This is a genomic window from Ehrlichia ruminantium str. Welgevonden (assembly GCF_000026005.1).
GTDB lineage: Bacteria > Pseudomonadota > Alphaproteobacteria > Rickettsiales > Anaplasmataceae > Ehrlichia > Ehrlichia ruminantium.
Window position 1 is genome coordinate 1,364,062 of the sequence record NC_005295.2, and the last position, 15,992, is coordinate 1,380,053.

The 15,992-nt window shown below is 27.9% G+C and carries 3 protein-coding genes; all 3 read right to left on the minus strand.

Annotated features, from left to right (window positions below; translation table 11 throughout):
- Positions 1–1,728: 1,728 nt before the first annotated feature.
- Positions 1,729–5,643 (minus strand): hypothetical protein, encoded by a 3,915-nt coding sequence (locus ERUM_RS04300; protein ID WP_011155475.1) that lies wholly within the window; start codon positions 5,641–5,643, stop codon positions 1,729–1,731.
- A gap of 1,181 nt (positions 5,644–6,824) precedes the next feature.
- Positions 6,825–11,957, minus strand: a complete 5,133-nt coding sequence (gene etpE, locus ERUM_RS04305; RefSeq protein ID WP_011155476.1) for an entry-triggering protein EtpE — start codon at positions 11,955–11,957, stop codon at positions 6,825–6,827.
- A gap of 1,565 nt (positions 11,958–13,522) precedes the next feature.
- Positions 13,523–15,895: a VirB4 family type IV secretion/conjugal transfer ATPase gene (locus tag ERUM_RS04310; RefSeq protein ID WP_011155477.1), complete on the minus strand. Its 2,373-nt coding sequence runs from the start codon at positions 15,893–15,895 to the stop codon at positions 13,523–13,525.
- Positions 15,896–15,992 lie beyond the last annotated feature (97 nt).

Below are 15,992 nucleotides of genomic sequence, written 5' to 3' on the forward strand. Positions count from 1 at the left end.
CGATAATATCCAGTTACTAAATAAAAATACTGAAAATTGATGCTATAATTTATAACAACATTCAAAAATACATACAATTATTATGTATCATACATAAAATATGTTTTCAATTATAGTTAATTGGAATTACATTAACAAAAATCTATAAAGCTATATTGTCCCAGTCTAGAGTATACATTTCAAATATATCTATTATTAACAACAATTATACTGTATTACCTGTACACAACTATGGACATCCACTAAGTAATATTAGAAAATTGTGCGATTTTCCAATACTTAAATTTCATTAATACTTAGATAAAACCTACTTATAAAGAGTAATGAAGTGTTACTACACTCTACCTTTATATTATTACAATATTTACATAACAAATCACTTAACTATACTATTCTTTCAAATATTCATATCCATGAATATAAACATAGAAATAATTAATCCATTTATATAACAATTACCTTTACAATATAGTATACCTTTATAAGGTAACTTACAAATAGTCATATTATCGATATAAACCTTTGCATATCAATAAGTAATAAATTATTACAAAATAATCCCCTGATCTTTAAGAGTTAGAATTTCAATCATGTATAATTAAGTATCTATTAACTATAAAGTGTAAGTGATGGAATATCTAGAACATTTTACTTAAATAAAATTAAAAAATAAGATAACTTACAGAGAAAAAACCTGATAAACACATATACCACTTAATAGCTATATATCCTACTTACCTGTATAATCACATTTATATATATCTACATATCAACTTGACTTAAAACATCTTCTCAGATAAAAAATAAGCTACAAGAAATACTTTATATCACAACATACACCATAATAATATAATCTCATTCATAGCTATATATTCCATTTAAATATATGTAAAAATATTATATTTACACTATCTATCATACACATATATTAAATTAAGTAACAATTATAACTTTGTTTTATTAGTGATTATAAATATAGAAATAACAATATAACGTCAAAAATATTATTATTATAGGTTTAGATGATCCTTACATATATTAATACATAACCAGACCTTATTACTAATAATACAGAAATATCAATTAATATTTATAATACACTCTCAAAAATAAATAACATGCTATTATGTTTCTCACTTATTTAGCTATTCTAGTTACTTGGTAAATCAAGAATTAAACTTTTTTTTACTTCAATAGCCATCTGATAATTTATAAGTTGCATATTTAAGTTATATTTTTACAAAAAATAACTAGTGATCAAATATCACATTCAAGCCATAAATAAACTTTGAAGTTTTTATATTCACTTTATACTGTTGATATAAGCTTATTCTGGTGTCTTATATCAATAAGAATGTTTGTAAGTTTTGTATAAAGTTTAGTGTTGATAGGAAAGATTGATTATATTTTTAGTCCTTGATCTGATTTTTTATTAATTTCACATACTGATATGCATCAATCTACATACACCATTGTTGAAACTCTTATTATTATCAACATTATTATGTGCATTATTACACATAAACTACCCCAATACTGATCTATATTTACCACTACATTATCATATTAATCCAACTAAAAACAACTTAATATAACACAAGCTTTTTTATGTTATACCTATTGTAAAATATGCAAATAAACCCACTGACAGAGAGATATTGTTTATATTATGCACTATATAAAATATTAGGTATAAAAAATTTTTTTATTTATATATCATTACCAATATCACCTAGCAGGCAATCTTTGTTCTTCTGTTTTCTTCAACTCTTTATTCACCACTAAATGCTTTCTATAATTTTCATCTTTATCTTTTAATTCTTTTCTCTTCTCTGGTGACATATTATAAAACCCTAATATTTCCCATATATCTTCTTGAGCTGATGACCAACATACACTCTGCTGACCAGATCCTTGCTTGGGTTTTGTCAAATCATGATAACAACAATAATACTTATAATAACTATGTCTAAACTCCTGTTTTGGATCTTGTTTTTCACCATAACATGATAAACCAACATTTTCATCATCTAAACACATTTCTTTTTTATTTCTAGTATTATTATCACCATTTTTATTTGAATAACAACATTTACCATCTTCTACCCCACACAAAACTTTAATATTTGTATTGTATGATGATCTATTTTGCTTCGTATCATTAAAATCACACTCATTATTTAACCAACTCATGATACCATTTTTCCCATCATCTTGATTAGTAAGTAAACTTGACATATTTTTTCCTTCGTCATTTTTATTACCAAAAACAGATAACAATTTATAGCTATTATATTTATCAACAATATTATTAGATTTAGCACACATAGAAACAGATTTTAAGCACCCTTTATTTTTAATACTATCTGTAATATTAAAACAAAAAGTTTTTCTTTCCTCATTATAAATATAATTTAATTTCTGTTCTTTAGGAAGTAATGATTTTTTTAAAATTGACCATTCATCTAACAATATTTCAGCCCCTTTATCAAAGGTTTGTTTATTCTGTTCCGGAAGACTAACATAATCAAACATTTCTACCACATTCCTACCTAATGTTGTCCAACAAAGATCATCTGTTTTTTCTAAAGACTGGTTAGTACCGTAACAACACCTAATATGCAACTTATTTTGTTCATCAATATAACAAGATAATAAAGGCTTCTCTACTCTCTTCCAACACTTTTTACTAATTACCCTATATACCTCATTACCTGAACGCTCTTTAAATATATAATCTCGATGTTCATCTAATGTGTTATACCTAGTCAACCTATTAAGGTTAGTATAACAACATTGTTCATTTTTACAAAATATATGTAATCTACCTGATGCTGTATTATTACTCCACAGCATTTGTTGGTATTCGCTCTTATAATCTGCCACATTATTACATTGCTTCTGATCACCAAACATGACAATAGGTTGATTATATTGATTATTATGCAGAACATAAAGACAAATTCCTTTTATACATTCCCGTTGATTTACACCTCCATTAACTCTACAAAGCAAATTTGTATCATGGTAAGTATATTGCCGTTTAGAAGCAATTGATGACCTACTTAATAATGCATTAGTTCCATCATCAAAAGCTTTTCTAACATCCTGTGGCAAACTACTATAATCAAACATTTTAACTACATCACTACCTGACGTTTTCCAGCATACATTATCTGTGGACCCTTTACTATTTGTACCATAACAACATTTATATAGTTTATAACCACCATTATGTCTATCCATATAACAAGATAACAAAGGCCACTCTCCTTTTTTCCTACACTGTGAACCGATCGCTTTTCCTGTTGAATCAATTAAGTATGCACTACCATAATGTGTTTCCGATTTGTTAAATTTAGTATAACAAAATTGTTCAGTTATATTTTGTACACCTACATAATATATATTTATATCATTCTTCGCAGAATCAAGATCGGATAGTAACCCTGTGCTTTTTCTTATATCACCACTTTCTACTGTAAAACCTTTACAGGCAGCTTTATCACCAAACATAGTAATAGCTTCATGATATCCAATAGTTGTATAATTATCATCTGAAGCATAAATACAAATTCCTTTTATACATTCTTGCTGATTTATACCACCTTGAGTCCTACACAATTGTCCATTATAATAAGCATATTTATTACTGTCACTACTATCAGTAGTCTTCCACTGCTCACACGTTACCTTTACCATACCATCTGCACCTTGTTGAATAGATTTTCCTACACGTGCACATCCTCCAGAACCAGGATACTTATTATCATTCTTCTCCCATGAATTAACAGGACCATGACAGTCTTGATAAGATAAACCCACAGTACCATTAAAAAAATCATACGAACTTCCCCACGGAATAAATTTATCATATTGTCTAAAATTATACATTTCTTTAGGAAAACTCATACCAGTAGCAGACCTATAATGTACGACAATATCATCTTTAATCAAAGAATGTTTTTCTTCACATTCACCAGTAGTACACCCACGAGCTACAAGAACTACTTCACATTTATCAAAATTACTGTTATCACATACTGCCACTACAGTATCCTCTCCATACTGTCCTGGAAATTTTCCACCTTCACCAATATGTATCATTAACTTTTTATCTTTAACTTTAGTAGAATCCAATACTGCCAAAGTATAATGACCAGGAGTTCCATTATATGCTTTACCATCTTCTACATCACCAGCTTGACCTCCTCCCCAAGCTTCAATTTTCAGAAAATTACATTGATTATATTTACCTATTTCATACATATACTGCTTCTCTATTTCACCATCGGCATGCCTTTGTATATGATAATCATACTTAGGAAACTTCTCCACGCACATTCCCTGAAAATACAAATTTTCTTCTATTAAACCATCCAATTCTCCTTTATTAGTTAAGAAAACATCTGTTTTGTTCAACTCATATACATTTCTACTGATACCAAAGGTTTGAAAATCATCACTTGTATATTTATACAAGCAATGCTTAACTTTCTTACCATTATCAGACAAATACTCTATGTTACCAAATATACACTCTTTATCATCTTTAATTTCTTTGGAATAATTAGATGTATAAAAATACAATTCACTATCACGACATGAATTCTGCTTTACATGTCCACTATATTTATTTCCTTGCTGATTACGAATCACATAATAATCACCATGTAACTCAACAGATTTAAGGAAAGATTCCATTGAAATATTTTCAAGGTCATAGCTAAAACTATCATCACATGGAAGATATCGATTTTTTTGATCATCATATATATGACGAACCAACTTCTTTTTATTTAATCTTACCCAAAAATACCTATGTCCCCCAATAGTCTTATCATATTTTTTTATATAATACCTCTTCCCTGGAAGTTCCAAACCACTTATACACTTAACATTAACATTCTGATTAGGAGAAACCTTTGTATCATCAATCTTCTCAGTTTTTAAGTCATAATGATCACCCATTTCAGCTTTTACTATCTCAACAGACTTACCAACTGTACTTTTTAATTTTTCTAAATTCATTTCTTCAACAACATCATGATATTTATATTGTGCATTAGTAGAACTATCCATAGTACTATCAATTGCTTTTCTAACATGAAACTTTGTAATAAGCTTTCCATCTTTCTCTTCAAGAACAGGACGTTTCAATGGAGGAATAGGTAAACATTGTTTTACACAATTACCCATCTGTTCATAATAAATACACATAGAATCCATATTATGACGATGAACACCATAATAGGTAACACCATATTCTGATGACAAAATATTTTGCTTGTTCTTATATTGTGCCATCATAGACTTAAAATCTGCACTTAGCAATTCATCACCTTTTGGTACTGGTATAAGACCTTTAGCAGACATAAGGGATGCCTTAGGATAAAAAAACGATTGCATATAAAATGGAAATATACGGAAATTCAAAAGCTTAAATTGCCTAAAAATATTCTCACAAAAATCACATACAGAAGCATCAATTTCATCAATACTATGAAAAACATTATTACTACTATTCTCATTATCTACATTCCCATTATCTACACACTGAGAAAAGCTAGAACATGGGAAAATTACATAAAGGAAAAGTATTACAAGACATTGATTTACTTTTAACAACACACACTTACTCATAAACTTTAGCCTATAAAAGACTTTTTAAGAATACTTACACTTACCTTCTATCCTTAATAAAAAGCCACTCCTAATACATCAGAATACTCATGAATAGTTACACACATTAGAGACTGAAAATTGTATAAACATAAATTAATAAGCTCATAACTTATGCTTAACATAAAATGTACATACAAACCTTTTGAGTCACACATACAAGATCAAAACCATATCAATAGACTAACTATGACAATATATCACCTGACTATTAACCTCTAATACAAATAATACTTAATTAAATCCTTAATACTAACTAAGTAGCACTAGAATTAAGATAGCACATAATCTCCTAAACAATTATAACCATTACACTTATATGAATAAATCTTTATATATACATATAATTATCATATAATATATACCCTCAGATTTATTTCCCTATCACCTAAGCATCCACTTACACAATAATTAGTTGTTATATAACAATGCTAATCATATTTACAGTAGAAATTATATCATAACAATAAATAATACAACTGTTGATAATATATAAATTATAAACTACAACCTAAATTAACTATTAATTAACAAGTAATTATATAATACAAACTACCATTTATAATGGTGTAAATCAGTATTTACCCTTAACATAATTAAAACATTTTTTTTAATAAAGGTTACATTACTTTGTAATATAAACAATACCTACTTTAACTTACTAACTTCTCTAAGTTAGAAAACTTTACAATGTTTCCTATATATAAATATATAAGTCAGGCTTTTATCAAATTAAAATTTGAATTATTTCTTTTAAAAATTAGCTAAACTACACTTAAAAAATCGTGCATATATATAAACTTATTACTTAGAATTTATGATCATTAGCAAATACAACAAACTCATAAATGTATAAATAAAGTTTAAATGATCACATTACTTCAACTTTCTTACTAAACATATCGAAATCAGACAATTGTAGCTAATAGTACTTATTATGATATGTATTATAATAACATTACAAAAAGTAACTCCTTATCACATCATAACTAATTCACTTTTTTCAAAAAACTAGTAATACAAAATCTTATAAATCACACATTTATCACCTGAATAAATAAGTAGGAAATGATTAATACTAATAATAAATTCACAAATACTACATAACCGCATTTTTATCGCGATCTTATACTCATATTAAACTATTTACGAAGATTAGGTACACGATCTCCCAATACAAACTCTAACAAAGGATTAAAGTACTCATTAGCAAAATCATCATAATAATATGCCCGATAAAACATATAGGACCAAAGTACAATTATATCAAACCTATGTTCATTATACTTCCCATCTTTGTTTAATATATTTTGTGTAAAACTCTGTAAATCAATCTGGTGAATCGTTATCATTGAGTTAATTATCAAATTCTGCAAATAGGGAGTCTTATCAATATCAATCACTAGTTTTTTAAATGGGGATAATTCTGCAAGGAGATAATTGATTATTGCTGCATCAAACAATAACCTCACTTCCTGATATTTTGTCAAACCTATATTAGCAAAAATCTTTTTTACTTTCGGTGCCTTTAATATATCATTAAATTCTTCAGTCATTTGTGATATATTATCCATAGCATTTATTACACCATTATTAGATAAATTAACTAATTCCTTTATAAAGTTACGCATTAATGTTTCTTCTTTGTCTAATAATCCTATCAATTCTGGTAATTGTATAAGTTCATTATAAAATTCCTTAGTACTAATTTTAGCAATAAAATCATTTATACCATCAGGCAACTTCTCTTTGTATTTACTAATTTTATTAATAAACCTAGTAAACTGTCTTCTCTCACTAGTAGACTCTTTTATATTTTCTCCTAATACTAACTTTACAAGAGGATTGAAATACCTTTCAGCAAAATCACGATAATAATACTGACTATTTATCATATAACACCAAAGTACCACTATATTAAACCTATGGTTACTATGTTCTCCATATGCCATGTCTACGACATCTTGTTTTAAAACTGATAAATCAACATTACCTATGCTTTTCATTATTTGCATTTTTCTATCTATACTGGATGTTGTCTTAACATCAATAAGTAATTTCTTAAATGGATTCAAATCTGAAAGTAGATAATTAATTATTACTGCATCAAATAACAATCTTATTTCATTAACAGAATTTTTTATACCTGCATTAGCAAAAGCCTTTTTTACATTCTCTTTATTTAATATATCACCTAACTCTTTATATACTTTTGATGTATCATCTAAACTACTCATTACATCACTATTAGACACATCAGCTAATCCCTTTATAAAATCACGTATAGACATTTCATATTTGTGTAACAAATCTACCAACTCTGGAAATTGTACAAGTTCGCCAGAAAATCTATGAGTACTAATTTTATCGATAAAATTATTCGCCGCCTCAGACAACTTATTCCTATATTTCTTAATGTTATCAACAAGCTCAGTAAGTGTTTGTTCTGTAGACTTTTTACTAGCAGCACTAAGCTTTTGTAGATCCTGATCTAACATTAATTTAATAAAATACTCAAAATGTTTGTCGTTAAACTTATCATCCATATAAAATGCTACAAAGGTCCACAATGAGACGATGTCAAATCTATAAATACCATTGTCACCACACTCCATTTTATTACAATTATCTTGTAACATAAAAAGATAATCCCCAGGAAAATCTAATACAGTCAACGCATCTCTTCCTACTCTAGAGTTTCTTAACTGATCAAGTATAGAGCCTTCAGAAGCATTGTATTCTGATAATATATTATTAAGTACAGCTGCATCAAATAATAACCTTATTTCATCATTATTTTCTGTTACACCTACTCTAGTAAAAATGTTTCGTATGTCTGATTTACCTAAAAAGTCCCTCCATTGACTAATTAATGACTTCATATCATGCATCATAAATGAAAAATTATTAATATCATCTTGAAAAATACTGTTTATAAAATGCTTCATATTGTCTGCATAGTGATGCAACAATTGATTAACTTGTATATATCGAGACATCTCACTACAAAATTTATCTTCTCCGCTAATTTTTGTAATAAAATTTTGTACTTTTAAAGGTAACTTCTGTTTATATTGATTTATTTGTTTAAATAACTGCAGTATATCTTCGGAACAATGATACCACTCTATAAATTCAATTAGGTCCATACCTAACATTAATTCAACAAAAAGGTGAGCATATATATCAAAAAGACGTTTATCAGCTTTAAAGAAACTATACATCCACGACATCACAATATTATTGTTTTCTTTACTATGACCAGGTTTTTTATCTCTAGTATACATTTCCATTGCTTCAATAAATGATCTATATTTTTTTATAAATTGTTGATCACTTACTCTAACACTAAAATCACGTGATTTTGATCGATTACTAGTTGCATTCATTGCAAATGCTAATTCATCTGGCACCACTTTACTATCATCAATACCTACTGAAGAATCATCATTAGCTGCAACATAGTAATTCAATAAATATTGACCAGGTTTATTCAAAACATTAGCACCAAAATTAAAAACAAGTGCATCAATATATAAGAGTGTCATATCAGGTGAATAATCAATACCTATCCTTTTTAAGGCTTCTTTAACTTTACTATCATTTAACTCTGCTAATAAGCTTTTACGAGATTTTATTAATGCTGGATAATTAGGTGTGTCAGTTAATAAAGTCTTTACTGACATAAAATATCCAGACAAGCTTGATACTAACTTTGGTAAACTCTTTAATTCTCTACAAATACTTATTTGACTAATTTTTTTCAAAAATTCTTTTATTTTCTCAGGCAGATAATCTTTTGAGTGATTAATTTCCTCTATAAACGTTACTAGAGCAGCACTGCATGCATTCTCATCCTCAAGTTCTATTGTACCTGGAGTACCTGACCATTTTTCACAAGTCAATTTCACAATACCATTAGCACCCTCTTGTCCATTTGTATGAACACTAGAACAACCACCAGCTCCAGGATATTTATTAGAATTTTTCTCCAATTCTGGATTACGATACATACATTCTTCTGCTTGTTTTGATATTTTACCTTCAAATAAATCAGGATTTTGATATGGTATTAGTATTTCATCCTCTTCCACATTACGATGTCCAGAAAATAATCTATAATGAGCAAGCAAGTTAGTTCCAGAAGATTTATCTTGTAAATAATCATCTCCTTTACTTCCACCTTGGGCGATTAAACTTATCACACAATCGCTACCATTATCACTAGTACACAATTTGACACTAGTATTACCACCAGCATTACTCAAATGACGATCTCCCTTACCACCAGCACCTATATCAATTATTAATCTCTTATCCATTACACTTTTATCTAACTTTAACACTCCCATAATATAGTTACCAGCCTTGCCAGATTTGGTTGATCCTACTGATCCAGACTCTCCACCACCCCATACTTCTATCTTTATAAAATCACACGATGTTTTCTTCTCATTAATACGCAATGAATAACTTGTAGGTAATACTTTTCTATTCTCTCTAATCCTATATGTATTAGAAGGAAAATTACTAACACACATACCTTGCAATATTGGATTAAGAGGTTTTATATTTTGTACATCACTATTTTCATGAAAGAAATCAGTAAAATCATCATCATTGAAATATAATGAACTACAACCATAAAAAGTACTTTGCTCATCACTCCAGGTAACAACATCTTTGCAAGATATCTCCTTACCTTTTTCATATAACCTATTACTATCATACTTATATATTACACTACCTTGACATGCCCTATCTTTAGGATTGTAGTGACCAGGAATATTAAAAAATACACTTTTCATTCTTCTCATTTGAGCAAGCTGGTCTTGCGTTAGCTTAGTAATGTCTATTGCATATTTATAATCACATTGTACATATTTTTCACTCTTTTTACCATCTACAGTTTTTTCTATAACTATACCATAACCTTGCAACATGTTTTCATGTCTACGTAGCCATAGATCCCTATTGTTTTTTTTGATAGAGTATACAGTAGGAACAAATGGCATATTAATAACACATGTTACATTACCATTATCATCATGAGCATATCCTAATTTTTTAACTGAATTAATATCAGGACACTTATTTGCATCATATACTACCTGACCATCTGCACATTTATACTCAGTCAATAATGTATAATCATCCTTGTTAATTTTAGGCTTTATTACAGAAAATGATAAATCCTTATCATGTGTACCTACTGGTACATTAACATCACAAACAGGAGAATCCTGACAATCTTGATATTTGATATTAACACTATTATTACTAAAACTTATCTTAGGACGCACCAAACTTGGGGAAGGAACACAAACCGTTTTTTCAGGTATACCATTATCTGTATAGTCAACACACACTGTATCATATCCTTTCTTATAAACCTGAAATACATATGGCACTCCTTTATACTCAATATTATAAGTGCTTTTTTCACCTATTTTATAAGATTTTGCATATAAATCTATCACATGAGGTACTTCAGATCCTGCACGAATATATACTCGTGCACCAGATTTAAAGAAGGTTTGGCTGGAAAACGCCAAAGGCACAATTGTTACTATATTTTTTATATCAAACATTTCACAAAATGGCGGAGGATTCACAGGTAATTTTCTACGAGTACAGTGCAAACTTTTGAAATCACATGATTCTATTACAGGCTTAGAACTACAATTCTTGACAAAGCATATACAGACATACTCATGTTCTTTCATCATTTCATTAAAAGTTATCACAGCAATAGAATCATAAAAAGTGCTACCTCCATATAACATTTTACAACTACCTACAGGTAGAGTATGCAATGTAACGTTTCCCCAATAAGAAGACAATGCTATAAACATGACTTCATGTTCTGCAAAATTACGTTTACTTCTGTCACGAGGAATATTTAAATTATCAATTAATTTATTTTCTTCATCTGGATACCAACCATTTAAATAACGGCCATAATATTTTTCACGATTATCTAGATTATATTGAGCAAATCTTATAGTAACAGACTCATTACGAGACTCAGCATCATCAAGTGGAGTATAATAATCAAGAAAATGTAATCCATAATAACCTTCATGATTAATCATAGAGCGTCTTGTAAAATAAGACATATGAAAAACTTTATCTCCAACAAACACCTTTTCACCAACCATATAGAATCCCATTTCAAGTTGGCCAATATGTTTTTCTGTATCAGCATACAATAACAATGGCTTTATCAAAATTATTAATAATAAAATTACACTGCTATAATGCTGTATTCTCATAAGACTTTTATTAATTACTAATTCAAAAGTTATTTACACAATTTTTATCACACAAGAGGTACAAAATTATATGAAAATTCCTTCATATAAGAGGATATATCATAATATATGTCAACTAAAATTTCTTACAAAACATAATATCTCCAAATAAATTTAAGACTATAAAAGTGAACTATTATCCCTGAAATACGTTTTCAGAATATTATTATATATCATGTTAAATGTAACAAATTCATTAATGTTACAGGATAAACACTACATATCTATGAACAGACGGAATAATAGCGGTATTTTTTTTATGAAAGATCTATAGTATGATACCTTTTTATCAGTAGAAATTTATAAAAAATATAACCTACCACAAACGCTATACCTAAACATAAGAAAACAGTTTCTTATAATTGCTATCTTGTTTACATACCTTTATAAATAATATCAGCAATAATATTCATTATACAGTAACACTAATAAACCATTACATTTATGTAGGTTTTCTGTACCAATAACAAAATTTACTTTTTTGTTTACAAATCTAAAGATTTAAATATATTGACATGACATATTCTATTCTCAATGTCATATCATATTTAGATTATTAAGTAACTTACAGAGATAGACATATATTTTAACAACTAAGCAAGACTATTACTATACGATCTATACCAAACAAATACTACATATGTAATCATGAAAACAACTCACATTACATGTAACAATATTTTTAAAGTTACTGATAAATAAAAGTATTATAATCTGATTCCATCATATATTAATATTTTAAAAATGCTAATATTTTTCACACAATTAATACTTCTATTAATACAGTTACATAAATTACACATTCCAATTATTCAACTAGTCGAATCTCTAATTTTTCAATAATTAAGCATAATCTAACATTATAAATGTAGCTAATCACTTCTTAAGTCACTAAACTATTAACAGATAACATTAAATGTTTTTAGTATTCACAAGCACATCATTCTTAACTATTAGGTAACATAATTATTATTCTGTATATTAATATTTATAATAGATAAAAATTTTAAGAATCACAAAATATCTACTATATTTATTATAAAATGAAAGCAATCAATCTTTGATACCACTATAATAATTACAAGTTATATATATATCTAATAATGAAACGACTAAATTATTAGTATCGTGCAGTAACATTATAACGAAAAAAATCAAAAAAAAGAAAAATCAGTATAAACTAATTTCTTATACTTATTTATAAATACAAAAACCATGTATCAACATCTACAACTATTACATAAGCCTATAATAGTTTCTTAAGATAAAGATAGTAGATATTATCATTACATACTAATATTGACAATTAGCAAATTAAAAAACTTAAAAACAAAACTATTTACTACATTTATTTTATATATAATGCAAAAACTACTCCTTAATATTATTACTACAACTATTGACAGGTATCTTACACATAATCTCTTAATATAACTGATAGCCTAAAACTAATTAAACAACCGAGCTATTGCTATTACATATTAAATATTTGCAATTAGTATATAAAAAAATTTCTAGAATTAAAACTACTTATTACACTTGCTATAGAATGCAGGTAACCACTCCTTAGCGTCATTACCACAACTATTAATAGATTCATACATATATCGAATCGTTTCTTGAGTAGCTGTTAACACATTAGCTTCTGGTATATTAGGTAATTGAAATGATAATACTATAGAAACATTACATTGTTTCACAAAAAAATACCCTTCTTGAGATGGCATCTGAAACATAGTATTACATTCTGTTTTTGAAAGATTAAAGGCTTTCATATATAATTTATTAGTTGATACAGAATTTGGCATAAAAATTTGTGTTTCAACATGTTTATTAAAACCACAAATTACACTACTTGACACAACAGCTGGAATATTCTCACCAGAAAAAATAATGACAACATTTAATTGAGACATCATTTCAACCCAGTCATCAAGTTCTTGATCACTGGTAAAAACGTAATCTAAAATCCATGATTCATCTACTACTAAAATCGTGGGAGATCCATCTAGATAATTCACCAATATACTTAAAAAATAATATATTATAACAGCAGCACATTGTGGATTAGATAAGACCACTCCAACATTGAGACCTAAAATCTTTGCACTCCAATCAATGTTTACACCATCTTTTAATAGATGAGCAAATTCTCCATCATTTACCCACCTACTTGCATTTTTACCTAACCTACTAACATGATCAGTAATACTGCCTATATTTCTATCCTCGATAGGTAGACTAAATATGTACTCTACTATCTCATCAATAGTATTTCTCATCTCTTCAGACATGTTTGCTACATTTACACATGACATCCTTTGTAAAATACCACTAATTATCTTACGATTTACATCACTATCCTCAAGTTGAAAAAAATTAAATGATACTTCATGATGATCTGGTCTATGATCTGCTCTATAATATTTTCCATTAATAGCTTTAGTAAAAATAATAGACTTTCCCCTATAATCTAATATGATAATTCGTGTATCAAATTTTCTAGATTCTAATAATAAAAAATGTAATAATACAGTAACAGAAGACTGTGGACTACCAACCATTAAAGTATGTCCTCTATCTTTTACATGGAAACTGAAAAAGTAAGGTCTTCCCTTATTTGAAAAAAAAATAGTAATTGCTTGCCCCCATTTGTTTCCTTGCAATGCTCCTGAAGGGAAATAATGTAACAAAGCAAATGCACAAGCATATTTAGTTAAGGTATATCTAATATTTAAAACATGAGAAAAATTTCCAGGTAAATGCGCCCAAAAATCATCTTCCATTGTCAAATCAGATCTTACACATAAGATTCCAAGTGATGATAATGAAATGATAAATTTATTTATATTTATTTGAAGTTGCTGTAGTGTATCAGATGCTATAACAAAATTAATTTTGCGTTCACAGAAATTCAAACAGGAACTCACATCAGTTGATACAAATTCATCTATATTAGTTGCTTGCTTCAAATGAACATCATTACTTACCTCTAAAAGTTGAGCTTGCTTTTGGAAGAACTTTACTACATTTTTACCCTTCGTAAATTTCATGATTTCTACAATCATAAATTCACAATTTTGCTGTAAACACCCATCTACTGAATCTAACGGAGACTCATGATAATCCTTAATTGCTAAAATAGCACCAAATTTATGACTATCACGATCCGATATTTTAAATGTATTAAACCCCATGCTAATATCGTAACATGCACACACGCCAGCAATGTCAGCAACATCAAGCAAACACTCCTTATACCTCATTGTAGTCAGATAGAAAAAAAATTCTATCAGCTCTGACCTTGTTTTACCTTCATTATTTGGTAATAATCCTAATTTCCTTGCTTCAAACCCTTTTAAATTTTCTAAAATACTTCCAGTAATTTTATTCAACCTAACCAACTTGTTTTTTAAGAATTCTTTATGTTTATTTTTAACATACGGAAATGACAAAGCTCCTAAAAGACTTTTTATATTCTCAGGCAGATTATGTGTTACTACAGCAATATAAAGTTCATTAATATACGTAACTTGCTGACCTACATACTTCATATGTGTCTCATGAATCACATCAGACACATCATCTATACTCTCCCGTGAAAGATCAAACTTATGTAGCTTCCTTATTGTATATATCCAAAAAGAAACCTCAGGTGTAGTAACACTACTGGCAATACTATTGCGTACAATTGTTCTTAAGTCAGTATCTTGTGTATTAAGTACATAATCTTCAATTTTTATTATTTGTAAAAGTTCCCCGTTTTTATTTAATATAGTATTTTCATCATAATGGCAAGCTGCAGGAACAAAATTTCCCTTATTATAGGTATTATCATGTTCCTTCATAATACAATTATCTACATCAGAATTACCTATTATCTCTTTAATAAAAGACATGAAGAAACCTCATTTTTAAACCTATAATAATATCAAAAAAAAGTGTTCATTATCGATCAACATATACATACAAACAATATGCACCTAACCATTATCT